The organism is Pseudomonas sp. FP818 (assembly GCF_030687335.1).
In the GTDB taxonomy this organism is placed as follows: domain Bacteria; phylum Pseudomonadota; class Gammaproteobacteria; order Pseudomonadales; family Pseudomonadaceae; genus Aquipseudomonas; species Aquipseudomonas shahriarae.
Genome location: NZ_CP117427.1, coordinates 1,100,924 through 1,127,263, shown reverse-complemented (window position 1 = coordinate 1,127,263; position 26,340 = coordinate 1,100,924). Strand labels below are relative to the sequence as shown.

General features: G+C 59.4%; 30 protein-coding genes and 1 tRNA gene. 16 read left to right on the top strand and 15 right to left on the bottom strand.

Features of this window, described 5'->3' with window-relative positions:
* Positions 1-17: 17 nt before the first annotated feature.
* From PSH80_RS05010 to trmJ, 4 genes are all read right to left on the bottom strand, one after another.
* Positions 18-1,232, bottom strand: a complete 1,215-nt coding sequence (locus tag PSH80_RS05010) for an IscS subfamily cysteine desulfurase (RefSeq protein ID WP_057437931.1) — start codon at positions 1,230-1,232, stop codon at positions 18-20.
* Between the two features lie 50 nt (positions 1,233-1,282).
* Entirely contained in the window at positions 1,283-1,774 is a 492-nt protein-coding gene (iscR, locus tag PSH80_RS05005) for a Fe-S cluster assembly transcriptional regulator IscR (protein WP_038446306.1), read from the bottom strand.
* Between the two features lie 299 nt (positions 1,775-2,073).
* Entirely contained in the window at positions 2,074-2,859 is a 786-nt protein-coding gene (gene cysE, locus PSH80_RS05000) for a serine O-acetyltransferase (protein ID WP_057960569.1), read from the bottom strand.
* Between the two features lie 2 nt (positions 2,860-2,861).
* Positions 2,862-3,632: a tRNA (cytosine(32)/uridine(32)-2'-O)-methyltransferase TrmJ gene (trmJ, locus tag PSH80_RS04995; protein ID WP_057960570.1), complete on the bottom strand. Its 771-nt coding sequence runs from the start codon at positions 3,630-3,632 to the stop codon at positions 2,862-2,864.
* Positions 3,633-3,777: 145 nt separating this feature from the next.
* Between trmJ and suhB the strand changes: the two genes are divergently transcribed.
* Positions 3,778-4,593 carry an inositol-phosphate phosphatase gene (gene suhB / locus PSH80_RS04990; RefSeq protein ID WP_003175971.1) on the top strand — a complete coding sequence of 272 codons (816 nt, stop codon included), beginning with the start codon at positions 3,778-3,780 and terminating at the stop codon, positions 4,591-4,593.
* Positions 4,594-4,796: 203 nt separating this feature from the next.
* Here the strand turns inward: suhB and PSH80_RS04985 are convergent, their stop codons facing one another.
* The 6 genes from PSH80_RS04985 to queA form a co-directional block, all read right to left on the bottom strand.
* On the bottom strand, positions 4,797-5,339 hold the full coding sequence (locus PSH80_RS04985; protein WP_029298576.1) for a glycine zipper 2TM domain-containing protein: 543 nt from the start codon (positions 5,337-5,339) through the stop codon (positions 4,797-4,799).
* Positions 5,340-5,462: 123 nt separating this feature from the next.
* The gene (gene secF, locus PSH80_RS04980; protein ID WP_057960571.1) at positions 5,463-6,377 is read right to left on the bottom strand and encodes a protein translocase subunit SecF; all 915 of its coding nucleotides are present in this window, start codon (positions 6,375-6,377) and stop codon (positions 5,463-5,465) included.
* Between the two features lie 9 nt (positions 6,378-6,386).
* Positions 6,387-8,255, bottom strand: coding sequence for a protein translocase subunit SecD (secD, locus tag PSH80_RS04975; protein WP_057960572.1), 1,869 nt, complete (start codon positions 8,253-8,255; stop codon positions 6,387-6,389).
* A gap of 62 nt (positions 8,256-8,317) precedes the next feature.
* A complete protein-coding gene (gene yajC / locus PSH80_RS04970; protein ID WP_003175975.1) occupies positions 8,318-8,656 on the bottom strand; it encodes a preprotein translocase subunit YajC in 339 nt (112 codons plus the stop codon).
* Between the two features lie 43 nt (positions 8,657-8,699).
* Positions 8,700-9,815, bottom strand: coding sequence for a tRNA guanosine(34) transglycosylase Tgt (gene tgt / locus PSH80_RS04965; protein ID WP_162947783.1), 1,116 nt, complete (start codon positions 9,813-9,815; stop codon positions 8,700-8,702).
* A gap of 5 nt (positions 9,816-9,820) precedes the next feature.
* A complete protein-coding gene (gene queA, locus PSH80_RS04960; RefSeq protein WP_057437921.1) occupies positions 9,821-10,870 on the bottom strand; it encodes a tRNA preQ1(34) S-adenosylmethionine ribosyltransferase-isomerase QueA in 1,050 nt (349 codons plus the stop codon).
* 108 nt (positions 10,871-10,978) lie between these two features.
* Between queA and PSH80_RS04955 the strand changes: the two genes are divergently transcribed.
* From PSH80_RS04955 to PSH80_RS04945, 3 genes are all read left to right on the top strand, one after another.
* Positions 10,979-11,063 (top strand) — tRNA-Leu (locus tag PSH80_RS04955).
* A 93-nt stretch (positions 11,064-11,156) separates the two neighbouring features.
* A complete protein-coding gene (locus PSH80_RS04950) occupies positions 11,157-11,486 on the top strand; it encodes a hypothetical protein (protein WP_057437918.1) in 330 nt (109 codons plus the stop codon).
* A gap of 34 nt (positions 11,487-11,520) precedes the next feature.
* Positions 11,521-11,892 (top strand): PH domain-containing protein, encoded by a 372-nt coding sequence (locus tag PSH80_RS04945; RefSeq protein WP_057437917.1) that lies wholly within the window; start codon positions 11,521-11,523, stop codon positions 11,890-11,892.
* A gap of 122 nt (positions 11,893-12,014) precedes the next feature.
* Here the strand turns inward: PSH80_RS04945 and PSH80_RS27280 are convergent, their stop codons facing one another.
* Positions 12,015-12,083: a hypothetical protein gene (locus tag PSH80_RS27280; protein ID WP_370693731.1), complete on the bottom strand. Its 69-nt coding sequence runs from the start codon at positions 12,081-12,083 to the stop codon at positions 12,015-12,017.
* 136 nt (positions 12,084-12,219) lie between these two features.
* Between PSH80_RS27280 and PSH80_RS04940 the strand changes: the two genes are divergently transcribed.
* The 8 genes from PSH80_RS04940 (at position 12,220) to phnX (ending at position 19,245) form a co-directional block, all read left to right on the top strand.
* A complete protein-coding gene (locus PSH80_RS04940) occupies positions 12,220-12,699 on the top strand; it encodes a hypothetical protein (RefSeq protein WP_120731731.1) in 480 nt (159 codons plus the stop codon).
* Between the two features lie 12 nt (positions 12,700-12,711).
* Positions 12,712-12,954: a hypothetical protein gene (locus PSH80_RS04935; RefSeq protein ID WP_120731729.1), complete on the top strand. Its 243-nt coding sequence runs from the start codon at positions 12,712-12,714 to the stop codon at positions 12,952-12,954.
* A 352-nt stretch (positions 12,955-13,306) separates the two neighbouring features.
* Positions 13,307-14,443 (top strand): colicin E3/pyocin S6 family cytotoxin, encoded by a 1,137-nt coding sequence (locus PSH80_RS04930; protein WP_120731727.1) that lies wholly within the window; start codon positions 13,307-13,309, stop codon positions 14,441-14,443.
* The gene (locus PSH80_RS04925; protein ID WP_120731725.1) at positions 14,440-14,664 is read left to right on the top strand and encodes a hypothetical protein; all 225 of its coding nucleotides are present in this window, start codon (positions 14,440-14,442) and stop codon (positions 14,662-14,664) included. The genes PSH80_RS04930 and PSH80_RS04925 overlap by 4 nt, the downstream gene beginning before the upstream one ends.
* Before the next feature lie 281 nt (positions 14,665-14,945).
* The gene (psrA, locus tag PSH80_RS04920; protein ID WP_305419421.1) at positions 14,946-16,037 is read left to right on the top strand and encodes an iron-containing alcohol dehydrogenase PsrA; all 1,092 of its coding nucleotides are present in this window, start codon (positions 14,946-14,948) and stop codon (positions 16,035-16,037) included.
* 92 nt (positions 16,038-16,129) lie between these two features.
* On the top strand, positions 16,130-17,425 hold the full coding sequence (locus PSH80_RS04915) for an MFS transporter (RefSeq protein WP_057960577.1): 1,296 nt from the start codon (positions 16,130-16,132) through the stop codon (positions 17,423-17,425).
* A 37-nt stretch (positions 17,426-17,462) separates the two neighbouring features.
* Positions 17,463-18,335, top strand: coding sequence for a LysR substrate-binding domain-containing protein (locus tag PSH80_RS04910; protein ID WP_057437906.1), 873 nt, complete (start codon positions 17,463-17,465; stop codon positions 18,333-18,335).
* Between the two features lie 82 nt (positions 18,336-18,417).
* Positions 18,418-19,245 (top strand): phosphonoacetaldehyde hydrolase, encoded by an 828-nt coding sequence (phnX, locus tag PSH80_RS04905; protein ID WP_305419418.1) that lies wholly within the window; start codon positions 18,418-18,420, stop codon positions 19,243-19,245.
* Positions 19,246-19,308: 63 nt separating this feature from the next.
* Here the strand turns inward: phnX and PSH80_RS04900 are convergent, their stop codons facing one another.
* Entirely contained in the window at positions 19,309-19,692 is a 384-nt protein-coding gene (locus PSH80_RS04900) for a cytochrome c family protein (RefSeq protein WP_057437904.1), read from the bottom strand.
* Between the two features lie 55 nt (positions 19,693-19,747).
* Entirely contained in the window at positions 19,748-20,308 is a 561-nt protein-coding gene (locus PSH80_RS04895) for a hypothetical protein (RefSeq protein ID WP_169990407.1), read from the bottom strand.
* A 174-nt stretch (positions 20,309-20,482) separates the two neighbouring features.
* Here PSH80_RS04895 and PSH80_RS04890 point away from each other — a divergent pair, with 174 nt between their 5' ends.
* Complete coding sequence (locus PSH80_RS04890) at positions 20,483-21,202, top strand: SDR family oxidoreductase (RefSeq protein WP_186626018.1); 720 nt, start codon at positions 20,483-20,485, stop codon at positions 21,200-21,202.
* Between the two features lie 17 nt (positions 21,203-21,219).
* Here PSH80_RS04890 and PSH80_RS04885 read toward each other — a convergent pair whose 3' ends face one another.
* Positions 21,220-22,152, bottom strand: a complete 933-nt coding sequence (locus tag PSH80_RS04885) for a hypothetical protein (RefSeq protein ID WP_220172713.1) — start codon at positions 22,150-22,152, stop codon at positions 21,220-21,222.
* Between the two features lie 193 nt (positions 22,153-22,345).
* Between PSH80_RS04885 and PSH80_RS04880 the strand changes: the two genes are divergently transcribed.
* The 3 genes from PSH80_RS04880 to PSH80_RS04870 all read left to right on the top strand — a co-directional run bounded on the left by PSH80_RS04880 (position 22,346) and on the right by PSH80_RS04870 (position 25,777).
* Complete coding sequence (locus PSH80_RS04880; protein ID WP_057444523.1) at positions 22,346-22,723, top strand: response regulator; 378 nt, start codon at positions 22,346-22,348, stop codon at positions 22,721-22,723.
* 202 nt (positions 22,724-22,925) lie between these two features.
* Positions 22,926-23,540, top strand: coding sequence for a biliverdin-producing heme oxygenase (locus PSH80_RS04875; RefSeq protein WP_057437896.1), 615 nt, complete (start codon positions 22,926-22,928; stop codon positions 23,538-23,540).
* Positions 23,537-25,777 carry an ATP-binding protein gene (locus PSH80_RS04870; RefSeq protein WP_305419412.1) on the top strand — a complete coding sequence of 747 codons (2,241 nt, stop codon included), beginning with the start codon at positions 23,537-23,539 and terminating at the stop codon, positions 25,775-25,777. Before PSH80_RS04875 ends, PSH80_RS04870 begins: the two co-directional genes overlap by 4 nt.
* A gap of 70 nt (positions 25,778-25,847) precedes the next feature.
* Here the strand turns inward: PSH80_RS04870 and PSH80_RS04865 are convergent, their stop codons facing one another.
* Positions 25,848-26,306, bottom strand: a complete 459-nt coding sequence (locus PSH80_RS04865) for a transposase (RefSeq protein ID WP_305419409.1) — start codon at positions 26,304-26,306, stop codon at positions 25,848-25,850.
* Between the last annotated feature and the right edge of the window lie 34 nt (positions 26,307-26,340).

Here is a 26,340-nt window from a genome sequence, read left to right as displayed (position 1 = left end):
GGTGGCGGCTTCTATATTTAGTGTGCCGCCCACTCGATCTTGGAAATATCGACACCGTCTTTGTACATGTCCCACAGCGGCGACAGAGTGCGCAGCTTGGTGACCGCTTCGCAGACTTTCTGCGCTGCGTAGTCGACTTCTTCTTCGGTGGTGAAACGGCCGAACGTAAAGCGGATCGAGCTGTGCGCCAACTCGTCGTTGCGGCCCAGGGCGCGCAGGACGTAGGACGGCTCAAGGGAAGCCGAGGTGCAGGCCGAACCGGACGAAACCGCCAGATCCTTGAGCGCCATGATCAGCGACTCGCCCTCGACGTAGTTGAAGCTCAAATTCAGGTTGTGCGGTACACGGGCGGTCATGCTGCCGTTGATGTACAGCTCTTCAAGGTTCTCGACCTGCTTGTAGAAGCGATCGCTGAGAGCCTTGATGCGCACATTTTCGGCAGCCATGTCTTCTTTGGCTACACGGAAGGCTTCGCCCATGCCGACGATCTGGTGGGTCGCCAGGGTGCCCGAGCGCATGCCGCGCTCGTGACCGCCGCCGTGCATGGTGGCTTCGATACGGACGCGAGGCTTGCGGCTCACGTACAGCGCGCCAATGCCTTTAGGGCCGTAGGTCTTGTGGGCCGAGAACGACATCAGGTCGACTTTCAGCTTGGACAGGTCGATATCGACCTTGCCGGTGGACTGGGCAGCATCGACATGCAGCAACACGCCTTTGGAGCGGGTCAGCTCGCCGATGGCGGCGATGTCGTTGATGGTGCCGATTTCGTTGTTCACGTGGATCACGGAAACCAGGATGGTGTCTTCACGCATCGCGGCTTCGATCATTGCCGGGGTGACGATACCGTCGGTGGTGGGCTCGAGGTAAGTAACCTCGAAACCTTCACGCTCCAGTTGGCGCATGGTGTCGAGGACAGCCTTGTGCTCAATCTTGGTGGTGATCAGGTGCTTGCCCTTGGTCGCGTAGAAATGCGCGGCGCCCTTGATTGCCAGGTTGTCGGACTCGGTGGCACCGGAGGTCCAGACGATTTCACGCGGGTCGGCATTGACCAGGTCGGCGACCTGGCGACGAGCGTTTTCCACCGCTTCCTCGGCCTTCCAGCCGAAAACGTGGGAACGGGAGGCCGGGTTGCCGAAGTTTCCGTCAACCAGCAGGCATTCGCTCATCTTTTGCGCGACACGCGGATCAACCGGGGTGGTCGCTGAGTAATCAAGGTAAATCGGCAATTTCATGGACTTTCTCCTAAATCAGGCTGGCTGGCGTGCCGTTAGCTCTTCGGCTGTCACTCGACGGCGGACGCTTCAATCTTGTCCAGACGCGGCACCTTGGTGTTGCATCGGCGCTGGTCCTGACGCTGGGCTACTTCCTGCACCTCACGGCGAGTCACAAGATCAGCCAAGCTGATACCACTCAAAAACTCATGGATCTGCAGGCTCAGGTCACACCACAAGTGGTGTGTCAGGCAGGTGTCGCCGGCATGGCAATCACCCAGACCCTGGCACTTGGTAGCATCGACGGACTCATTGACCGCGTCGATCACCTGGGCCACCTGGATGCCCTGCATATCGCGGGACAACTGATAACCGCCACCCGGGCCACGCACACTAGAAACCAAGTTGCTGCGGCGCAGCTTGGCGAACAGCTGCTCAAGGTAAGACAGGGAAATGCCTTGGCGCTCGGAGATATCGGCCAGGGACACCGGCCCGTTTTGCGCGTGCAGGGCCAGATCGAGCATGGCGGTCACCGCATATCGGCCTTTTGTAGTCAGTCTCATGGACAAGTACCAAGGTGTTTCAGAATGGGAGCAAGTATGCGATTCCCGAGTATTTAAGTCAACTATAAGACCTAGTACTTTAGTCAGGAATACCCGTAAAAAGGGCGCGCGAATCATAGCAGGATGGGGTGGGATCGAACAGCAGGAACAGGGCCAGGGCTCAATCTCAAGACCAATGGAGATCAAATGGGGGAGCTGGCTTGCCTGCGATAGGGGTGGATCAGCAGCCCAAGGGGTGACTGGCAGACTGCTATCGCAGGCACGCCAGCTCCCACAGGGCATTTTATCGGACTTAAAACCTAACCAGCCTTGGTGGCACCGGCCTCATCCTTGATCTCAGCGAAGTCCTCTTCGCGCAACTCAGGGAGATCTTTCGCACAGTAAGGACTACCCAGATCCTTCAGCGCGCCGCACATGCCGTCCAGCTTGCCATCCACCGCCTGCAGGTGGTCGAGCAACTGGCCGATGGCGCGAGCCACCGGGTCCGGCATGTCTTCGCTGACGCCATAGGCGTCGAAGCCGATCTTCTCGGCCATGGCCTTGCGCTTGGCCTCCTGCTCATCGCCGACTTCCGGCTTGACGATGATCCGCCCAGGAATGCCCACCACGGTTGCGCCCGGTGGCACCGCCTTGGTCACCACCGCATTGGAACCAACCTTGGCACCGGCACCCACGGTAAACGGCCCCAACACCTTGGCGCCCGCCCCTACCACTACACCGTTTTCCAGGGTTGGGTGACGTTTACCCTTGTTCCAGGTGGTACCGCCCAGCGTCACGCCTTGATACAAGGTCACGTCATCACCAATTTCGGCGGTCTCACCAATAACGATGCCCATGCCGTGATCGATGAAGAAGCGACGACCGACCTTGGCCCCCGGATGAATCTCGATCCCGGTCAGCCAGCGACCAAAGTTCGACACCAGCCGCGCCAGCCACTTCCAGCCCATGCCCCACAAGGCACCGGACAAGCGGTGAATCCAGATCGCGTGCATGCCCGGGTAGCAGGTCAGCACTTCAAAGGCGTTGCGCGCCGCCGGGTCACGATGGAAAACACTCTGGATATCTTCTCGCAAACGCTCGAACATTTTTAATCCTTCCGCTTAAGAAGCTCGCCACGGGCCGCTTTCTGGGTTTCCGTGAGGATGCCACGCAATATATTCATCTCTGCCCGGCTGACCGAGCTGCGCCCATACAGCCGGCGCAGGCGCGCCATCAAGTGCCGTGGTTTTTCCGGATCAAGGAATTCAATGGCCACCAGGGTCTGCTCCAGGTGTTCATAGAACCGTTCCAGTTCATCCATGGTGGCCAATTCACCACTTTTGGTGGATGCGACCTCGTCCTTCTCCATCTTGCTCGGCTGGCCTTGTGCTGCCAGCCAGGCCATGCGCACTTCATAACTCAACACCTGCACGGCTGCCCCGAGGTTCAGCGAGCTGAATTCAGGGTCTGATGGAATGTGCACGTGATAATGACATCGCTGCAGCTCGTCATTGGTCAGGCCGGAGTCTTCACGGCCAAATACCAGAGCGATTTCAGCACCGCCAGCAGCCTCTTCGACCACTTTGGCCCCGCACTCGCGGGGATCGAGCAGCGGCCAGGGGATGCGCCGGTCACGAGCACTGGTGCCGAGCACCAGGTTGCAACCGACCAGGGCGTCTTCCAGGGTGGCGACAACCTGGGCTTTTTCCAGGATGTCATTGGCGCCTGAGGCACGAGCGTCAGCTTCGTGGTGCGGGAACACCCGTGGCTCCACCAGCACCAGGCGCGTCAGCCCCATGTTTTTCATGGCCCGCGCCACCCCGCCGATATTGCCGGGGTGACTGGTATTGACGAGGACGACACGAATGTTTTGCAGCAAGGGAGGCGCTCTCGGACATGGGAAAGGGGGGCAAATATTACAGAACAGCCTAAGGTTATGCCATGAAAGCGAACGTCGTCCTTCACCTGAAGAAAGTTTCTGCTAGAATGCCCGGCTTTCTTTAACAACCTTAGGTGACACATCCATGCAGCCCATGCTGAATATCGCGCTGCGCGCCGCCCGCAGCGCCAGTGAATTGATCTTCCGCTCCATCGAGCGCCTGGATACCATCAAGGTCGACGAAAAAGACGCCAAGGATTATGTATCCGAGGTGGATCGCGCCGCCGAACAGAAAATCATCGACGCCCTGCGCAAGGCCTACCCTACCCACGGCATCCTCGGTGAAGAAACCGGCCTGCACAAAGGTAGCGGCGAAGGCGAAGACTACCTGTGGATCATCGACCCACTGGATGGCACCACCAACTTCCTGCGCGGCATCCCACACTTTGCCGTGAGCATTGCCTGCAAATACCGTGGCCGCCTGGAACACGCCGTCGTGCTGGACCCGGTTCGCCAGGAAGAATTCACCGCCAGCCGTGGCCGTGGCGCCCAGTTGAACGGTCGTCGCCTGCGTGTCAGCGGTCGCACCAGCCTGGACGGCGCCCTGCTGGGCACCGGCTTTCCGTTCCGTGACGACCAGATGGACAACCTGGAAAACTACCTGGGCATGTTCCGCGCCCTGGTTGGCCAGACCGCCGGCATCCGCCGCGCCGGCGCCGCCAGCCTGGACCTGGCATACGTTGCCGCCGGTCGTTTTGATGCGTTCTGGGAGTCGGGCCTGTCCGAGTGGGACATGGCCGCAGGCGCCCTGCTGATTCAAGAAGCCGGCGGCCTGGTGAGCGACTTCACCGGCGGTCACGACTTCCTGGAGAAGGGTCACGTGGTAGCAGGCAACACCAAATGCTTCAAGGCAGTCCTGACGGCGATCCAGCCGCACCTGCCGGCTTCGCTGAAGCGTTAAGCGAGCGAGCACAAAAAAGCACCCCTCGGGGTGCTTTTTTTATGCCTGGGATTTGGCCATGCCTCGCTTTCAGCGACAACACAAATCAAATATGGGAGCGGGCTTGCCCGCGATAGCGGAGTGCCTGGTTAGACACATTTGACTGATTCACCGCCATCGCGGGCAAGCCCGCTCCCACATTTTGAGCTGCGCCAGGCCTGGGATTACTGTTGATTTTGGCCCAAGATCAAACGCCCTTCTTTATCCACTGGAATCTGGCTACCCGGATCACGCTCCATGCGCACCGATCCTTCCTTGCCATCCAGGTTGTAACGCACGTCATACCCGACAACCTTGTCGCTGATGTCGTTGACGGTATTACAGCGCGTCTGGGTGGTGGTGTAGGTATCACGGTTCTGCATGCCTTCCTGAACCTTGTTACCGGCATAACCACCACCGACTGCGCCAGCTACGGTGGCAATCTTCTTGCCTGTACCGCCACCGATCTGGTTACCCAGCAGACCACCTGCCAGGGCGCCGACCACGGTACCAGCGATTTGATGCTGATCCTGCACCGGACGCTGCCGGGTTACGGTGACGTCCTTGCAGACCTCACGCGGGGTTTTGATCTGGGTCTTGACCGGCTGCACTGCCAGCACTTGCGCATACTCAGGGCCGCTTTTTACCAGGCTGTAGGTGGCGACAGCACCCCCGGCAGTCACACCGACAGCACCCAATACCGCACCAACCAGTAACGACTTGTTCACGTGAACCTCCTGACCATCACAAGCGGACTGAAACGTCCGCGCTATACCCAGCCTTGGAGCAAAAAAAAAGGCGCGAGTTCAATACTCGCGCCTTCTTTGTAACAGCCGATCAACAAAAACCCATCAAGGGCGCTCGTCGACCTCCTTGTCTGTCGCAACAGGAGGAATCAGGTCTTCGCTGTTGAGGTTCAGCCAGATCAGCACCACGTTGGCGATGTAGATCGACGAGTAGGTACCTGCCAGGACGCCGATGAACAGCGCCAGGGAGAAGCCCCACAGGTTGTCGCCACCGAAGATCATCAGCGCGCCAATCGCCAGCAAGGTGGAGATCGACGTCGCCATGGTACGCAGCAGGGTCTGGGTGGTGGAGATGTTGATGTTCTCGATCAACGTCGCCTTGCGCAGCACCCGGAAGTTCTCGCGAACCCGGTCGAATACCACGATGGTGTCGTTCAAAGAGTAACCAATGATCGCCAGCACCGCCGCCAGTACCGTCAGGTCGAAGGTGATCTGGAAGTACGCCAGGATACCCACGGTCACGATCACGTCGTGGATCAGCGAGATAATGGCACCGACGCCGAACTTCCACTGAAAGCGGAACGCCAGGTAGACCATGATGCCGGCCAGCGCCATCAGCATGCCGAGGCCGCCCTGGTCGCGCAGCTCTTCACCCACCTGCGGGCCGACGAACTCGACGCGCTTGACCGAAGCCGGGTTGTCGCCACCGACCTTGAGCAAGGCCTCAGCTACCTGGTGACCCAGTTGCGGGTCTTCACCGGGCATCCGCACCAGCAGGTCGGTGGTCGCACCAAAGCTCTGCACGATCGCCTCGTCATACCCGGCCTCGTTCAGTTGGGCACGCACCTTGGTGACGTCGGCCGGTTTCTCGTAGGTCAGCTCGATGAGCGTACCGCCGGTGAAGTCCAGGCCGTAGTTCAACCCCTTATGGAACCAGCTGAACAGCGCCAGGACGGTAAGGAGCACAGTGACGCCGAACGCAACGTTGCGAACGCCCATGAAGTTGATTGTACGTAACATGGCAGCCCCTTAAATCCACAACTTCTTGAAGTCACGCCCGCCAAAGGTCAGGTTGACCATTGCGCGGGTCACCAAAATGGCCGTGAACATCGAGGTAAAGATACCGAGGGACATGGTCACCGCAAAACCCTTGACCGGGCCGGTGCCCATGGCAAAGAGAATCCCGCCGACCAGCAATGTGGTCAGGTTGGAGTCGAGAATCGCGGTAAATGCCCGGCCGAAGCCTTCGTTGATTGCCCGCTGCACGCTCATGCCCGCTGCAATCTCTTCACGAATCCGCGAGAAGATCAGCACGTTGGCGTCTACCGCCATACCCATGGTCAGCACGATACCGGCGATACCCGGCAGGGTCAGTGTAGCCCCCAGCAGCGACATCAGGGCCAGCAGCATCACCATGTTGCCCGCCAGGGCTACGGTGGCGATGACGCCGAAGAAGCGGTAGATGGCAATGATGAACAGCGAAACGAACAGCATGCCCCACAGCGCCGCATCGACACCCTTGGTGATGTTGTCAGCACCCAGGCTTGGACCAATGGTGCGCTCCTCGGCGAAGTACATCGGTGCCGCCAGGCCACCGGCACGCAACAGCAGCGCCAGCTCGGAAGACTCACCCTGGCCGTTCAGGCCGGTGATGCGGAATTGAGCACCCAGAGGCGACTGGATGGTCGCCAGGCTGATGATCTTCTTCTCTTCCTTGAAGGTCTGTACCGCCACGTCTTTCTCGACGCCATTGACCATTTGCTTGGTGTAGGTGGTCACCGGGCGTTGCTCGATGAAGATCACCGCCATGCTGCGACCGACGTTGCTGCGCGTGGCGCGGTTCATCAGTTCGCCACCATGACCATCCAGACGGATGTTCACTTCAGGCGTGCCGTGCTCGCCGAAACCAGCCTTGGCATCCGTCACCTGGTCACCGGTGATGATCAGGCTACGCTCGATCTGCGCGGCTGGGCGGTTGCCCTCGCGGAACTCGAAGGTTTCGGAAGTGGCCCTGGAAGCACCCGGCTCGGCCGCCAGGCGGAACTCCAGGTTGGCAGTCTTGCCGAGGATGCGCTTGGCTTCAGCAGTATCCTGCACGCCCGGCAGCTCAACCACGATGCGATTGGCACCCTGGCGCTGAACCAGAGGCTCGGCCACACCCAGCTCGTTGACGCGGTTACGTACCGTGGTCAAGTTCTGCTTGATGGAGTATTCACGGATTTCCGCCAGCTTGGCCGGGGTCATCGCCAGACGCAGTACCGCCTGACCATTGAGGTCGGCCGGAACAATGTCGAAATCGTTGAAGTTTTTGCGGATCAGTGCACGGGCCTGTTCGCGGCTTGCTTCGTCAGCAAAACCCAGCTGGATGGCACCATTGAGCTGCGGCAGGCTGCGATAACGCAGGCGCTCTTTACGCAACAGGCTCTTCACATCGCCTTCGTAGACTTTCATGCGTGCGTCGAGGGCTTTGTCCATGTCCACTTCCAACAGGAAGTGCACACCACCGGACAAGTCCAGACCCAGCTTCATGGGATGCGCGCCAATGCTGCTCAGCCATTTTGGCGTGGTCTGAGCCAGGTTCAGTGCAACGACGTAGTCATCACCCATGACCTTGCGTACAACATCCTTGGCCGGCAATTGGTCTTCTTGCTTGGTCAGGCGCAGCAAACCGCCCTTCGCATCAGCTGCCAATGTTGCCGCTTTAACCTGGATACCCGCGTCGATGAGCGCCTTGCTCGCACGGTCCAGGTCAGCCTGATTGACCTGCAGCGAAGTGCTGGCACCGGTGATCTGGATCGCCGGGTCATCAGGATAGAGATTGGGAGCGGAATAAATAAAGCCGATCGCCAGCACCGCCAGGATCAGTACGTATTTCCACAGAGGGTATTTGTTCAGCATCACGCCGCCCGCTTATGACGCGGGGCGCCTTGCGCGCCCCGTCGATTGGTAAAAGTTGTTACTCAGATCGCTTTGAGCGTGCCTTTTGGCAGCGTGGCGGCAATGGCGCCTTTCTGGAACTTCATTTCAACGGTGTCGGAGACTTCCAGTACCACGAAAGCATCGGAAACCTTGGTGATCTTGCCAGCGATACCGCCGGTGGTGACCACTTCGTCGCCTTTTTGCAGGCTACCCAGCAGGTTTTTCTGCTCTTTGGCGCGCTTGGCCTGTGGGCGCCAGATCATCAGGTAGAAGATGACCAGGAAGCCGACCAGGAAAATCCACTCGAAACCACCGCCCATAGGACCGGCAGCGGCCGGTGCAGCGGCGTCAGCCATAGCGTTAGAGATAAAAAAGCTCATTTAGCACTCCAGTTGCAAATAGTGAATCTTAGGGTCGGGAAACTCAGTCCAAGGGCGGCACGGGCAGCCCGCGCTTGGCATAGAAGGCATCGACAAAGGCGGCCAATGTACCCTGTTGAATAGCCTCGCGCAAACCAGCCATCAGGACTTGGTAGTGACGCAAATTGTGGATGGTATTCAACATGCTACCCAGCATTTCCCCGCATTTGTCCAGATGGTGCAGATAAGCACGGGAGAAGTTCTGGCAGGTGTAGCAATCACAGGTGGGATCCAGCGGCGAATCATCATGGCGATGGAACGCGTTACGGATCTTCAGCACGCCTGTATCAATGAACAGATGCCCATTGCGGGCATTACGGGTTGGCATCACGCAATCGAACATGTCCACACCGCGGCGCACACCCTCTACGAGATCTTCTGGTTTGCCAACGCCCATAAGGTAACGAGGTTTGTCAGAAGGCATCAGGCCTGGCAGGTAGTCCAGCACCTTGATCATTTCATGCTTGGGCTCGCCCACCGACAGACCGCCAATGGCCAGGCCATCAAAGCCGATCTTGTCCAGGCCTTCCAGCGAGCGCTTGCGCAGGCTTTCGTGCATACCGCCCTGGACGATACCGAACAACGCCGCCGTGTTTTCGCCGTGGGCATTCTTCGAGCGCTGGGCCCAGCGCAACGACAGCTCCATGGAGATCCGCGCCACGTCTTCATCGGCCGGGTACGGCGTGCACTCGTCAAAAATCATCACAATGTCGGAGCCCAGGTCGCGCTGGACCTGCATCGACTCTTCCGGGCCCATGAACACCTTGGAACCGTCCACCGGCGAGGCGAAGGTCACGCCCTCCTCCTTGATCTTGCGCATGGCGCCCAGGCTGAACACCTGGAAACCACCGGAGTCAGTCAGGATCGGGCCTTGCCACTTCATGAAGTCATGCAGGTCGCCGTGCTTCTTGATCACTTCCGTGCCCGGGCGCAGCCAGAGGTGGAAGGTGTTGCCAAGGATGATCTCGGCGCCGGTGGCGACGATGTCACGCGGCAGCATGCCTTTGACCGTGCCGTAGGTGCCGACCGGCATGAACGCCGGGGTCTCCACGGTACCGCGAGGGAAGGTCAGGCGGCCGCGACGGGCCTTGCCGTCGGTGGCCAATAATTCAAACGACATACGACTCATAGTTGTTCCTCTGGGCCGCGCGGCGCCGGATTACGGGTGATAAACATCGCATCACCGTAGCTGAAAAAGCGGTATCCATTGTCAATGGCTGCGTTATACGCGGCCATTGTTTCGGGATAACCCGCGAAGGCCGACACCAGCATCAACAGCGTGGATTCCGGCAAATGGAAGTTGGTGACCAGGCAGTCGACCACATGAAACGGCCGGCCTGGGTAGATAAAGATGTCGGTGTCGCCACTGAACGGCTTGAGCACGCCATCGCGCGCCGCGCTCTCCAGGGAGCGCACGCTGGTGGTGCCCACTGCGACCACCCGCCCACCGCGCGCCTTGCAGGCGTTGACCGCGTCCACCACGGCCTGGCTGACTTCCAGCCATTCGCTGTGCATATGGTGATCTTCGATGTTCTCCACACGCACCGGCTGAAACGTCCCGGCCCCCACGTGCAGGGTCACATAGGCAGTCTCGACACCCTTGGCGGCAATCGCATCCAGCAGCGGCTGGTCAAAATGCAACCCGGCCGTCGGCGCGGCGACGGCGCCGAGGCGTTCGGAGTAAACCGTCTGATAGCGCTCGCGGTCCGAGTCTTCATCGGGACGGTCTATATAAGGAGGCAACGGCATATGGCCGACACGCTCCAGCAGCGGCAACACTTCCTCGGCAAACTTGAGCTCGAACAGCGCGTCATGGCGCGCGACCATCTCGGCCTCGCCACCGCCATCAATCAGAATGCTCGACCCCGGTTTCGGCGACTTGCTGGAGCGCACATGGGCCAGCACACGATGGCTGTCCAGCACCCGCTCGACGAGAATTTCCAGCTTGCCGCCGGAAGCTTTCTGGCCAAACAGCCGCGCCGGAATCACCCGGGTATTGTTGAAGACCATCAAATCGCCTGGGCGCAAATGCTCAAGCAAATCAGTGAATTGACGGTGTGCAAGGGCACCGCTGACCCCGTCCAGGGTCAACAGTCGGCTGGCGCGACGCTCGGCCAAAGGGTGGCGGGCGATCAGCGAATCCGGGAGTTCAAAAGTAAAGTCAGCAACGCGCATGATGGGGTTCGTCTAGCAGGGCCGGGAAGTCTAGCGGAAATAGTGAAAATAGACCATGAAACGTGATTGACCAACGGTAATCACCTCTCTATACTTCGCCGCCATTGAGCCCTGATGGCGGAATTGGTAGACGCGGCGGATTCAAAATCCGTTTTCGAAAGGAGTGGGAGTTCGAGTCTCCCTCGGGGCACCATCTTAAAAAAGACCTTGAAATTCAAGGTCTTTTTTTTCGCCTGCAGAAAAGTGATCATCGCCCACCGCACCAGACAGTAGAGGTACCAGGACCATGGAATTGACACTCGAAGCCGTTGCTCTGTTCGCCCTCAAACTGGTGCATGAGACGGAAGATGGCAGCCCGATCCTGCGCGACGATCTGGTCATGGATGGGTATGAGCGGGAGGTGTTTGGGTTGTTGGTGCGCACTGGCGACCTGACAACTATCCAACGCAAGTTGGATGAATGCATGAAGTTGGCCCTGGAGACGTTGGGGGGTGCCAACACGGTCATGGGCCGTGAGCTGCAAAAGCTGGCGGCTGAAGTCCAGCAAGCCTCGACGCTGGAGGAACTAAAGACCCCGCTCGACGCACTTATGGACTACCTCAAGGCCATCTTGTAACGCACCCTCCCTGCCCCACCACAAGGACCGCCCAATGATCGACTTCAACAACAAAGGCTTCTTCAAGCTCAAGCAAAACAATGAATACGCCGAACGCGTTGCATCCCTGCTGCTCGATGACGAACAGGTAGTAGATGCCTACAAAGCCATGCGCGACGGCGTAGTGTTTACCACCAAGCGCATCATCGCCGTAAACGTGCAAGGCATCACCGGCAGCAAGAAGGACTTCACGTCCCTGCCGTACAAAAACATTGTCGCGTACTCGGTGGAAACCTCCGGCACGTTCGACCTGGATTCGGAGTTGGAGATCTACTTCTCGTCATTGGGCAAAGTGAAGTTCGAGTTCACGGGCAAGACCTCGATGGTGGAAATCTCCAGGCTGATTTCCAAACACCTGCTGGGTTGATCGGCCGGTAAAAACCAAGGTCTTTTTACCGCAAGCCGTGTGATTCAGCGGCTGTACGCCATCAAATGTGGGAGCTGGCTTGCCTGCGATAGCGCCCACCCCGGCACCATCGAACTACCCGTCTACAGCAACTCTCTCACCCAGCGCTCCAGTCCTTCCTCGGTCAACCATACCGATTTGTTCCGGCTCACCGGATCACAGATGCCCCCTGCTCATGCAATCAGCACCTTACGGCGGGCAACGCACCTTGCCAGGCAGGTGAAATGATTTGAATCCAGCGCGCGCCTTCTAGACAATCCCCACCTTTGGCTCGAAAGGATGCGTGCAATGAAGTTCGAAGGGACTTTCCAATACATGGGCAATCACGGGATCGTGTTCAACGTCTCGCAGATCACCCTCACCGACAGCGAGCGCGGACGCCTGGGCGAGCTGCATTTTGGTGAAGCGAAAAGCGCCCACTATGAGGTCAACCGCAAGGTCGTCGAGGTGTACGACAAGATGCTGGCCAAGAACCTGCCGTGCCTGATGATGATCGGCATCTCCAAGCCGCTGACCCGGCAACAGGGCGATGTTCTCAATGCCCAACGCACCAAGATCGCTAACCTCGCGGCCTCGGCCTTCGCTGGCGCCACCTCTTATATAGCCTCCCCCTACGTGGGTGCCCCTGTCGGCGCCGGTGTGCGCATGTATGTGAATGAAACCCTGCCCACCTATCATGCAGGCGACATACTGGTCAGCATCGAGGCGCAGGTGAATGGCGGCATCGGCCCACAACGTAGCGCCTCGACACTGATCATCAAGACCTGATGGGAGAAACACATGTCTGACATAACCCAGTTGGTCATTGCCCTGGTGCTGTTCTTTCTGCTCGATCGGTTTCTGAAGCCGTACCCACTTCGCAAATGGCTAGGGGGGCTGCTGGTAGCGATCGGAGCGGTCGGCTGCGTGGCTGCAAGCCAAATCCGTTTGTTTGGGTTTGACCTGGGGCTGCTGTCGATCTTTGCCGTTGCACTGGGGGTGGGGTTGTTCCTGAAGCGGCGGCGGTTCGAACAGAGGGGGTGAAGGTGGCAGGAATTTGCGCTGATTAGCGCCCCAAAGCCCCAGCAGTAAAAGGGGACGGACTTGTTTGAAAATAGGTCCGTCCCCTTTTCCCGGTATCTTCAATCAGTTGGTCGTCGTAGTTCATGATCGTTACTCCGTTCAGGTTCAACAGGTATCGTCGAGTTGGTGATGTATACCCGATATACGCCCCACTGCCTTCCATCTGAATACTGCACTCAGCCAGAGTCATACCGACGAGCAGTTCCTGTCATTAGTAGATAACTTTTCCCACATACACCATCGAACACCCCCCATATCCAGCACCAATGCTCTCCCATAGGCTCACTCCCTCGCACAAGGAAGTGATCCCGTCATGCCAGAGCGCGCATATCCCATCACCGAAGAGGAACAGCTGAAACAGCGGATTCTGACGCCAAAACCGTCGCGAGCGCCCTGTCCTGCGCCTATCGACTTGCTCGGCCCAGTACCCGCCTCGATACCGACACCTGTAAAACGACCCGGCTGCGTCTTTACCAAACCCTGCCAACTGCCCGACGGCATCGTTCGCTACTCCAACCCCACCGGCTATGTACCTCTGGAGTTGATCAGCGAATACGGACACTTCAGCCTGCTGGGTGGGCGCGAGGTGGACAGCCAGGGCGAAGTGGCCCTGCGCAAGATCAGTGGCAGTGCGCTGCCCGTCGGCTTGGGTCAGCTGGCGTTGCGTTCTGCGGTCGTGGAATCAGCCGCCACCGCTGTTGGCACCACGGCCGGTGGGCTGCTGGCAGGTCTGGTGGCGTTGGCATGGCCATCGGCGTTGGCTGACAGCGCGCTGTATAGCGATGAGCAACTGCGCTCGCTGCAACAGGCGCGTTCGCAGATGCGTTTGCACATCGAGCAGCGCGAGGACGGAACACTTCAGGGCTATGGGTTTTACACCGGTAACCATACCGATTGGCAGATGATTGATGTGGTGCAACCACAGAGCCGTGGCGATCAGTTTGTGGCAGATCTGGGTGATGGCGTTGAGTTGATCTGGACGCCCGCCACTGATCCTGGCGATACCCTCGGCATCCCCGCATTGGAAGCTGCGCCACAAGCACCGGTGATATGGATTTATCCGCCGACGGAGCGAGCCCGGCAGATTCTGGTGAACCCGATATACCCGCCGGAGTATCGGGATTTTATTTTGGTGTTTCCGATAGAGTCGGGTCTCAGGCCGCTTTATGTAGTGGTGAGTGTTCGTGCGGGAGACCACAAATACCACCCAAAACCAAAATATCTGACTGCATTCCCAAAAGCAGTCCGCGCACAAAGTAAAACACTGATAAACGGCGGAGGAGGGCTTAGACCTCGCTGGAAAGATGCGGACGGCTATCTTTATGAGTGGGACTTTGAACGAGGAAAGGTGGAAAAATATAACAAACGAGGGAGGCATCTGGGAGAGTTCGACCCTATCACTGGTGCACGCACCAAAGGCCCAGAGGACAAACGGAGAATAACGCCATGAAACATTTGATCTATGTAGTCCCCGTAGGATCCGACGATGTTTCGATTGAAATCCCGCTCCGCCTGCAAGCCAAGGATTTGCTGCCCATCATGGGCTGGAAAACCGAGAACGAATGCATCTATGACTACCTACTTACACACCAACAGATAGATGAAATTGAAAAGCTCACATCACAGTCTTTTCCAAGAAACGCATCCATTTACTTGGCTTGCGACGATTGACAAGCCACCAAACCTGCACGCTAGAGAAATCCCCCAGAGCAACCGACATAAATGGCGCGGTGATAGCGATCCAGGCGACGAGCGCTGAAAACCCGTTCAATCAGTTCAGGCACAAACCCCGCATTTCACCCGCAACGACATCTGTCGCAACCTTTCAGGGAAACCATTTAATTCCCACTATCGGCCCAGCCAATCCATCCCCCCAATCTATCGATTTGAGCTCTCCCCCACCCTCCCCGACTATTGGTGCCACTTCCAACAACAAAAACCAGGAACACGCCATGACTGCCCGATTCCATAACCCGGTAGACACCCGCTTCGGCTGGGGCTGCCTGCAAGACCTGGTCAGTATCACTGCGCAGCAGACCGTCGCCCTCGTCACCTTCCCGGAGGCCCGTGGCCTGGGCTTGGTCGAGCGGATCCAGGGATTGCTGGGCGAGCGTCTGGTGTATGTCGTCGAGGATGTGCAGCCCAATCCCGATGTCGCGCAATTGCGTGAAACCTACGAGCGCTTCTGGCTGCAAGCCGGGGATTGCGATGTGGTGCTGGCCGTCGGTGGCGGCAGTGCGATTGATACGGCCAAGGCGCTGATTGTCGGCACTGAGTCCGGGCAGTTCGATGAATTACTGGCATTGTTGGCGACCGGCCAGCCGTTTGTGCCGGCGCACTGCAAGACCTTGATCGCTGCGCCGACCACGGCGGGCACCGGCAGTGAGGTGACGCCCTGGGCGACAATCTGGGATTCGGCCAGCCACAAGAAGTATTCCCTGCACCTGGATTGCACCTGGCCGAAGGTGGCGATTGTCGACCCACAATTGATGCTGACCGTACCGGCCGGGGTCACGGTGTCGACGGGGCTGGACGCCTTGTCCCACGCGCTGGAGGCGATCTGGAACATCAATGCCAATCCGATTTCGGACACGTTCGCGGTATCGGCCATCGAGGACATCCTGGAATGCCTGCCACCGCTGCGGCGCGACCTCGGTAATCAGGAGTTGCGCTCGCGCATGGCCTTGGCCGCGCTCAAGGCCGGCCTGGCGTTTTCCAATACCAAGACTGCGCTAGCCCACTCCATTTCCTACGAGATGACCCTGCACCACGGCCTGCCCCATGGCATCGCCTGCTCCTTTACCTTGCCGCTGGTCCTTGGCTTGGCGTGGGGACATGACGCGGCGCGGGATCGCACCCTGCAACGGGTGTTCGGTGATGACCTGGACAAAGCCCAGACCCGGTTGCGCAACTTCCTGCATAGCCTGGAGGTAAAAACCGAGTTTGCCGATTACGGCGTCACGCCCACCGAGGCCGCCGCGATGATCCGCTTCGCCCTGCAAGGTGCACGCGGCAAAAACTTTATCGGTTCGAAAGCCGCCTAGGCTCAACGCAATTCAGTCTTTCCTCTTGCACCTGTAAAGGGTGCCACCCCGTCGCTGCGGCTTCGGGGGCGAATAACAATAAGGAAAACATCATGAATCGTGCACAAACCCTGCCTGTCCCTGCCGCTCGCTCGGCGTCGTTCCGTTTTGCCCAGTGGCGCATGCTGCTCGCGGCGATGTTTTGTTACCTGTTTTTCTACACCGGGCGCCAGACCTTCGGCTTCGCCATCCCGGGAATCCAGGCCGAGTTCGGCCTGACCAAGGAGGTGCTGGGCTGGATCTCGGCCGTCATGCTCTGGTCCTATGCCATCGGCCAGGCGATCAACGGCAACCTGGCCGATAAGTTCGGCGGACGGCGCATTATGACCCTGGGCGCGGTGCTGTCCTGTGGCGCCAACTGGGTCACCAGTTTTGCCAGTGGTTTTGCCGGATTGATCCTGCCGTGGGGCATCAACGGTTACTTCCAGGCCCTGGGCTGGGCGCCGGGCAGTCGCTTGATCTCCAACTGGTGGAGCGCCAGCGAGCGCGGCCGGGTCTATGGCTTCTACGTGTTCGCCGCCGGCTGCGCGTCGGTGCTGTCCTATGTGACCTCCATCGTGGTGTTGGAGGTGCTGCAACTGGAGTGGCGCTGGATCTTCCGCCTGCCGGTCCTATTGATGTTGGCCGGGGGCATCCTGTTTTACCTGGTAGCCCGTGAGCGCCCGCAGGACCTGGGCTTCGAACCCCTGGCCGATACCGGCGTGGCCAACGCCGAGGATAAGGGCCATGAAGTGGCCCACGGTGAAGAGGAAACCTCGGCCCAGCGCTACAAGGCGGTGCTGAAAAACGCGCGCCTGATCATTGCCGCCGTGTCCCTGGGTTTCCAGAACGCTGCGCGCTACGGCCTGATCGTGTGGGTGCCAGTGCATTTCCTCGGCGCCAACTGGAAAAGCGGCGACAGCATGATCGATCCAAAGTGGATCACCGTCGCCCTGCCGGTGGGCATGGCCGTCGGCGCCCTGAGCAATGGCTGGGTGTCGGACAAGCTGTTCGGCTCCAAGCGCTACCTGGCGATCATGCTCTATATGTTCCTCGGCGCCGCGACCAGCCTGTGGATGTGGAGCCTGCCGCCCCATAGCGCGGTCGGCCTGGTGGCGCTGTTTCTCTGCGGGTTCTTTGTCTACGGCCCGGCGTCCAGCTTCTGGGCTTTGTGCCCGGACCTGGTGGGTGCCAAGCGCGCAGGCACGGCCACGGGTGTGATGAACTTCTCGTCTTATCTGTTCGCCGGCCTGGCAGAACCGCTGATCGGCAGTATGCTCGACAGTACCGGCAATACGTCGCTGATCTTCATCGTCGTCACCTCGGCCTGCCTGTGCAGCGCGGTGGTGGCCCTGTTTATCCGCCGTTGATGACCCGGCTCGGCTGATCCCTGGAACAGGATGTGTTATGTACCAGTACCACAAGTGGCTACGGTCCTTTCATGCGGTGGCGAAGACCGGCAGTTTCACCCTCGCCGCCGAGTACTTGAGCGTCGGCCAGCCGACTGTCAGCGAACAGGTCAACGGCCTGGAAAAGCAGTTCTCGGTGGAGTTGTTCCACCGCCGTGGGCGCTTTATCGAGATGAGCTCGGCCGGCCATGCGCTCTACGGGATCACCCAGGGCCTGTTCGGCCAGGAGGATGAGGCCATGCAACTGCTGCACAGCTTCAAGCAGCGCAAGACCGGGATGTTGCGCCTGGGCGCTGTTTCGCCGCCCATTGCCATGAACCTGACGTACGAGCTGATGCAGCGCCACCCGGATATCACGCTGGAGACCTCGTTTTCCCCGGAGAAGGAGACCCTCGACCGCCTGTTCAATTTTGATATCGACGTGGCAATCCTGGCCCTCTCGGAGTTTGACCAACGCTTCGATACGCAGCTGTACCGGCGTTACCCAATCATTGCGGTGGTGCGCGACGACCATCCCTGGGCTGCGCAGAAAGAGGTACACGTCGAGCAGATCAGCCAGGAGCGTTGGGTCATGCGCGAACGCAGCTCGCGCACCCGGCAACTGGTGGAAGAAAGCTGCAAGCGCCTGGGGGTGGACCTCAACTGCGTGATGCAGCTCAACAGCCGCGAAGCCATCGTGCATGCCATCGCCAAGGGTATCGGCATTGGCTTTGTATCCGCGGTGGAATACGCCGAAACGCCGGGTACCACACCGATCACCTTCGTCGACCACCCGTTTTCCATCGACTACCACCTGTGTTGCCTGGGCATCCGGCGCAACCGACCGATGATCGCCGAACTGTTCGAGGCCAGCCCCATACCGGCTACCTGATTCGCTTCACCCTTTTGCACTCAACCGGCTTACCTCGTGAATCGAGGGACGGCCTGCTCATACCCGAAAATGGAGATTGATCATGCATTACCAACAACCTTCTACCTTGCAAGCCGTGGTCCTGGACTGGGCCGGCACCGTCGTCGACTTCGGCTCGTTTGCGCCCACGCAGATTTTCGTCGAGGCCTTTGCCGAGTTCGGCGTCGCCGTGTCCCTGGAGGAAGCCCGCGGGCCGATGGGCATGGGCAAGTGGGATCACATCCGCACCCTGTGCAATCAGACGCAGATTGCCGAGCGCTATCGTGCGGTGTTCAACCGCCAGCCGACCGACGCAGACGTCACCGCCCTGTACGAGCGTTTCATGCCGTTGCAGATCGAGAAAATCGCCCTGCACTCGGCAGTGATTCCCGGTGCGCTGGAGGCGATTGAAACCCTGCGCGCCAAGGGTTTGAAGATCGGCTCGTGCTCGGGCTACCCGGCGGTGGTGATGGCCAAGGTAGTCGAGTTGGCGCGGCAAAATGGCTATGTGGCCGATCATGTAGTGGCCACCGACGAAGTGCCCAACGGTCGCCCGCATCCGGCCCAGGCCCTGGCCAATGTGATCGCCCTGGGCATCAGCGATGTGGCGGCGTGCGTCAAGGTCGATGACACCTGGCCAGGAATCCTGGAAGGACGCAGTGCCGGCATGTGGACAGTCGCCCTGACCTGCTCGGGCAACGCACTGGGACGGACCTACGCGCAATACAAGGCGCTGCCGGCCGAAGAACTGGCGCAGGAACGCGAGCGTATTACACAGATATTTGAAGGGTCACGGCCGCACTACCTGATCGACACCATCGTCGACCTGCCGGCAGTAATCGACGATATCAATGCGCGACTGGCACGCGGGGAAACACCTCAAGGCAGTTGAAATCGCTGCCAATCCTGCAGGAGCCGGTTTGCCGGCTCCTGCAATGGATTTGGGTGTATCGCGCTATTGCGCCTGAAAGGTCTCCAGATAGGTCAGCAGATTCTCGATCTTCTGCTGATCACTGATCCCCCAGAAAATCATGCGGGTGCCGCTCACCACTTTTTTCGGGTTCTCGATATAGGCCGCGAGGGTCTCCCGCGTCCACACCACGCCCGAATTTTTCATCGCGTCGGAATACTGATAGTCCGCCGTGGTGCCCGCCAGCCGCCCGATCACCCCGTTGAGCTGTGGCCCAAAGCCGCCACGGGCGTTCAACCCGACACTGTGGCAACCGCCACAGGTCTTGGCGAACAGCCGGCCGCCTGCCTCGGCATCGCCTGCTGCCACCGCCGACGTGTTGAAAAGCATGGCCGTGAGTAACAGGGTCAGTAAGGCAGCGGGTTTCATCAGGGGCTCCAGGTCACGGGCTTCAGGCGGTAGAGGCGGCAATTATGCCTGCGGTTTACTTGTCCTCGTCCACGTTATTGAAGCGTGCCCGGTTGATCTGCCAAGGCAGGGCTGGCTGTGTGCGCTCTCGCTTGTGTTTGCCATGGCTGAAAACGTGCGTTTGCAGTTCCAGGAAGTGCCGGTCGCGCCCTACCTGTTCAAACGTCACAACAAAAAAGATCAGCGGTTTGCTGGCTTCGGCCCAGAGGTTGGAAACCCTCTCGATAGCTGCGGGCAAATGGCTAATGGTGCTGTAGGAGATGAACGTGGAAAACGCCGCAGGTTCAGATTGCTCCAACAGCTTGGTGATTTCCTTCACTTTTTCGTTATGAGGCTCGTCCCACTCCCATTCGACATGGGACAGGACGCTTTTGTCAGGGAATCTCAATACGGCATCAGTGCGCCGGCTCTGTTCGAAATAGGCGCGCGCGCCGAGCAACTTGGCACACTCGCGTATCACCAGCCCCACATGAATTGTCCAGCCGGCACGGTTGGTAACAGCATCGACCTCCACCGGAAAATCCTGGTACCACAGGCAATTGAACAGGGTGATGAAGTCGCGTTCGATCTGTTTCATTTTCTTCCTTGACTTTGACTGAATAAATAGCAAAGAGCCATCACTCTAAATCAGCCGAAGAAAAGTCGCGCCCTCCCCCGCAAAACATTTGGACACAGCCATTCAATTGCCATCATTCCCGCCCTCTGTTTGCATGCGCACTTTCCATCAGCACGTCAGTTCAAGGAGAGATCAATGAGAACCATGGTGGTCGGTGCAAGCAAAGGTTTGGGCAGGGCATTTATGGAAGGCTTGGGCGGCGTGGGGGATACCTTGATCGGGGTCTCGCGCAGCCGTCCTACAGGCTTGGTATCCAGCAGCGGCGCCGAAGTGTCATGGGTCGAAGCCGACCTTGGCCAGCCGGCGCAAGCCGCGCAGCTCATCGAGCAGGCGGTGGCACAGGACGGCCTGGATACGCTGATCTATAACCTGGGTATCTGGGAAGAACAGGCGTTCGATGAGGCCTACAGCTTCCTCAAGGATGAAGACACGCAGTTGGAAGCCATTGTCAGCTGCAACATCACTGCCCCCCTGCTGCTGATCAAGCGCCTGCTGCCCGTGCTGTTAAAAAGCCCCAACCCACGCATCATCTTTACCGGCTCCACCTCAGGCCTGCCACAGAGTGGGCGCCCGGAGGTGACGTTCGGCGCGTCGAAGTTCGCCTTGCGCGGCATGGCCGATGCCTTGCGTGAAGGTTATCGGCACCAGCGCCTGGGCGTGACCTGCCTGAACCTGGGCTACCTGAATACCGAGGATCCATTGAGCACCTCCCGCCTCGAGGCCGAGCAGCGTGGCGACGGGCAGTTGATCCCGGTACACGACGTGGTGCAAGTGGTGCGCATGGCCTTGAGCCTGTCATCGGCCAGCTTTGTCAAAGAGCTGACTTTGCCGGCCCTGCTGGACGAACGCTTCTGACGGAACAGGCCGAATCTTCAGACAGCCAGATAAAGCGCCATCAGGCACAACGGCACCAACACCAGCCCCAGCAGCATCATGAACACCACACTCATGGCGTTGGTCCGGGGCGTGCCGACGTGGCTGACAAAGCCCATGCACAACCGTCGCAACAGCTCCGCGCCTCGGGCGAATTGATAGACCACGCCGATGGTGAGCAGCGAGAGGGTTCCGGTCGCCGCGCAGTAAAACAGGATCGGCTCGGGCATGAAATAACTGGAGATAAAGCCTTCGGAGGTGGCATAGATAAACGTCACGGGCTGAAACAGCGCGATCGAATACAGCACATTGCGCAACGGGTTGAACGCGATCGTCGGCCGCACTTCGTCAGCGGGCAACATGGCGTACAGCTCGTTCATGTCCGACCAGCGAAACCAGTAGACCGCCACACTGAACAACAGGTAGGCCAAGGCAATCGTCGCCGAAAAGCACCCCAGGAACTGCCACGAACCAAACCCGCGACGCGCTCCCACGTTGATGCTCCATTTGGTCAACTGGATGGTCACGCAGTCGATCACCATCGCCACCAGCAGCCCCTTGCCGTAGAAGTCCTTGATGGCTTGCAGCACATTCGGCGGCGGCGGCACATTGAACACGTGCTCGGGATTTTTAAACAGGTAGAGATCCAGCAGCCACACCACAAAAAACACCAGCGACACGAGCAAGGTGTACAGCGGGATACTGATCAGTTGGCGCCGGGCGAGGTACGTTTGCCCGAACACCCGTTGGAAGAGGTTGGCCCACAACTGGGCGATCCCGATAAAGCGGTCGCGGCCAAGGCTCATGCCGCCCAAGGTCTTGAGTATTTCCAGGCGGCTTTTCTGGGTGGTAAACGCGACGGCGACCAATACCCCGGTACACCCGAACAACACGGTGGCAACGACGATCAACGCCCCAATCAGTTCTTTCACACTCGCATCCCTTGCTGTGAAGTTACGTGGCCCACATCCTGGCTTATCCCACCCGCGGCTCGCAAGCAGCGGCCGTTTTATCCACGCTGGCGACACGCCCAAGTGACCACCCATCGAATAAAAAATATTCAGTAGAACCTATCCCGTGGCCTGCCACTCCACCTTACTCAACCCAGATGGTGGAGTAAGGATCATGGCTCAGCCATCGATATTGGTACTGGAAGACGACGAGATCATTCGCTCGTTGATGGTGGATGTGCTGGAGGAGTTCGGCGCGGTGGTGACCTCGTTCCCATCGGCCGATGAAGGCATGATTTTTCTGGAGCGGACCAGTGATCCGGTAGACCTGATTGTCAGCGATATCCAGATGCCCGGCCTGCTCAACGGGTATGACCTGAGCAAGGTCGTGGCTCATCGCTGGCCGTCCTTGCCGGTGGTGCTGACCTCGGGCAATACGGTGATGGCGGCGCAACTGGGCAATACGGTGAAATTCCTGCCCAAGCCATGGAGCACCGAGCGCCTGCTTGACTGTGTGCAGTCGGCATTGGTGCAGGGTACCTCCCTGCACTGATAGCGTCACAACACGGCGGCAATCGAACTTCGCGATAAGGTGTGGGGTCTGTTTTTGAATATTGGGTTATTTTTCTGACAACAGCGTCAGATTTTTTACCTAACTTTTCAGATAGAGACGACGGGACAAACAGAATCGTTGCCCGCCCTTCACCCACGCGTCAGCCATGGTTTGCCCTGGCCGACCAGTCCGAGCTTACTGCATGCATCCACAGGCCCATGACGTCGCGGCGCCCTCCCTGCTTGAAGCCTTGCGCGCAGGCACAGCCCTGCTCCATGTGGCCCTGGAAAAACGCTTGCCATTCTTTTCCCCGCAGTTGGATGCCGACGGGTATCGGCGTTTGTTTGAGGCTTACTACGGTTTCTACCACCCGCTGGAATCACGACTGTACGACTGCGCCTTGATTCCTGTGGGATTCAACCAGGCGCTGCGGGTGAAAACTCCTACCCTACACAGTGACCTGATTGCCCTGGGCCTCACCAGCCAGGCGATTGCCGCCCTGCCCCTCTGCCCTCGCCTGCCACGCCTCGACACCCCGGCCGCCTGCCTGGGCGTGTTGTATGTGCTCGAAGGCGCGACCCTCGGCGGCCAGGTACTGCGCCGGGAGATGGCCCGGCGCCTGGCGCTGGACGCCAGCAATGGCGGCGCCTTTCTCGATATATACGGCACCGAGACTGGTCGGCGCTGGAAAGACTTTCTCGACTACTTGGGCCACGTCCCGCTGGACGACCTCGGCCGGCAGCAGGCGGAGGACGCGGCCTGCTCGACATTCAGCTGTTTTGAGCAATGGCTCGACAGCCAGGAGGTACTGCTATGAAACCCGAAGATTTTGAAGAACTGCTGGCCAACTGTGCCGACGAGCCGATCCGCTTCCCTGGCGCGATCCAGCCTCATGGCGCACTGCTGACCCTGCGCGAACCGGACCTGCAGATCGTGCAAGTCAGCGCCAACGTGGCCAGCCTGTTCAATCACCCGCCTGAGACCTTGCTTGGCCAGCCACTGGATACGCTGTTGGGCGCGGACAACGCGCGCACGGTGCAGCAGATCGCCAGTCAACTTAACTTTATCGACGCCCCGGCGCTGCATGTCACCCTCAACGGGAGCGAGTTCGAAGGCCTGCTGCACCGCCATCAAGGCGTGCTGGTGCTGGAGTTCGAGCCACGCTACGAGCACTTCCAGCCCAAGTCGGTGAACGGCCGCGCCAGCAACCTGGGCAAGATGTTGCAACGTTTGCAGTCGGCGAAAACCCTGCAAGCCTTGTACGAAATCAGCGTGAGCGAAATCCAGGCCATGACCGGCTATGACCGTGTGCTGATTTATCGCTTCGAAGAGGAAGGCCACGGCCAGGTCATCGCCGAAGCGTCCGCGCCGTCCATGGAACTGTTCAACGGCCTGTTCTTCCCGGCGTCCGACATTCCGGAACAGGCCCGCGAGTTGTACCGCACCAACTGGCTGCGAATCATCCCCAATGCCGACTACGAGCCGGTGCCGCTGCTACCCAAGCTGCACCCGGATACCGGGCAACCGCTGGATTTGAGCTTCGCGACCCTGCGCAGCGTGTCGCCGATCCACTGCCAGTACATGAAGAACATGGGCGTGCTGTCGTCCATGAGCATCTCGCTGATGAAAGGCGACAAATTGTGGGGGTTGATCAGTTGCGGCAACCGCGAGCCGCTGCACGTGCCCAACGACCTGCGCACCACCTGCCAGACCATCGGCCAGGTGCTGTCGTTGCAGATCAGCGCCATGGAGGCCCTGGATATCAGCCGCCAGCGTGAAGAAAAAGTCGAGGCCCTGGACACACTCAACCAGGCAATGAGCGCGTCAGCGGACACGGTGTTCGACGGCCTGGCCCAATGCCCGCAGGTGTTGATGGACCTGGTCCTGGCCGGTGGCGTGGCGATCATTGAAGGCCAGCAACTGCATCGCTATGGCAACTGCCCGGATCCGGCGCAGATCCGCGCCTTACACAAATGGCTGCAGGACACCGGGCAACCGGTGTTTGCCAGCCACCACCTGTCAGCGGTCTACCCGCCCGCAGCCGACTATCAGCCAGTGGCCAGTGGCGTCCTGGCCATGAGCCTGCCCAAGCCGGTGGACAACGGCGTGCTGTGGTTCCGCCCGGAAGTCAAAGAGAACATCCAGTGGAGCGGCGACCCGCAGAAACCGCTGGCCCTGGAAAAATCCGACGCGGGCCTGCGCCTTCGCCCACGCACCTCGTTTGAAATCTGGAAGGTGGAAATGGCTGGCATCTCCACCAAGTGGAGCTCTGGCGACCGTTTCGCCGCCAACGACCTGCGCCGTTCGGCCCTGGAAAACGACCTGGCCCGCCAGGTCCTGCGCGAACAACAAGCGGTGCACGCCCGGGATGAACTGGTGGCGGTGGTGTCCCATGACCTGCGCAACCCGATGACCGTGATTTCAATGCTGTGCGGCATGATGCAAAAGGCGTTCAGCTCTGATGGTACCCACACCTCGCGGCGAATTTCCTCGGCCATCGACACCATGCAGCAGGCCGCCGCGCGCATGAATGTGTTGCTGGAGGATTTGCTCGACACCTCAAAGATCGAGGCGGGCCGCTATACCGTCAAGCCGGTGCCCCTGGACGTCAGCCAGATCCTCGAAGAAGCCTATGCGCTGCTGGCGCCCCTGGCCCAGGAAAAGGGGGTTGACCTGTCGTTCAACGCCGAACCCGGCCTGCAGATCAACGCCGACCCGGAGCGTTTGTTCCAGGTACTGTCGAACCTGATCGGCAACGCCATCAAGTTCACCCCGCGCCAGGGCAAGATCGGGATTTCGGCGATGAGCAATGGCGAGGAGATTGTGTTTGCGGTGCGCGACTCCGGCGAAGGCATTGCCCCTGACCAACTGCCCCACGTGTTTGATCGCTACTGGACCCTGACCGAAAACAACCCCACGGGCAGCGGCCTTGGGCTGTACATCACCCAGGGCATCGTCAAGGCCCACGGCGGGCGGATCGAAGCCGAAAGCGAGCTGGGGCGTGGCAGTGAATTCCGCTTTACCGTCCCCAAGGTCACGCAGCCCCCATGCTGACCGCGCGGCCCACTGTGCCTACCTCTGTGGCGAGCGGGCAAGCCCGCTCGCCACAACCACATCACAAAACTCAGAGCCAGACCGCATCCCATAATGGGTAGTCACCGATATGCTTCACCAGCCCTGCCCTCAGCGGATTGGCAATAATATAGCGAGCGATTTTCCGGTGGTCCTCTTCAGCCCTCACCGCACGGTCATGATAACCACGCTGCCAAAACGGCCCCGTGGTACCGCGAGCACGGTTTATCGTCAGCGTGCTCCGGGACTTGGTCCGCCCCATGACTTGCGCCAACCCCATCTCTTGCAGCTCAAACAGCCAATGAAAGTGATCCGGCATAATGACCCAGGCCAGCGAGTTGACCTGGCCTGAGTCATGGGTACGCTTAAGCTCGGCCACCAACAATCGGCCCAGGCGCAGATCACGGAACAATGGCCGTCGCCCATACACGATGGCGGTTATCAGATAGGATCGGCCTGGCTCCGAGTACCGGCCACGGCGTAACAAATGAGAGTCTGGCTGACGAAGCATTCCTTTGCGCCTTTGAACAATAAGTACATGTCGA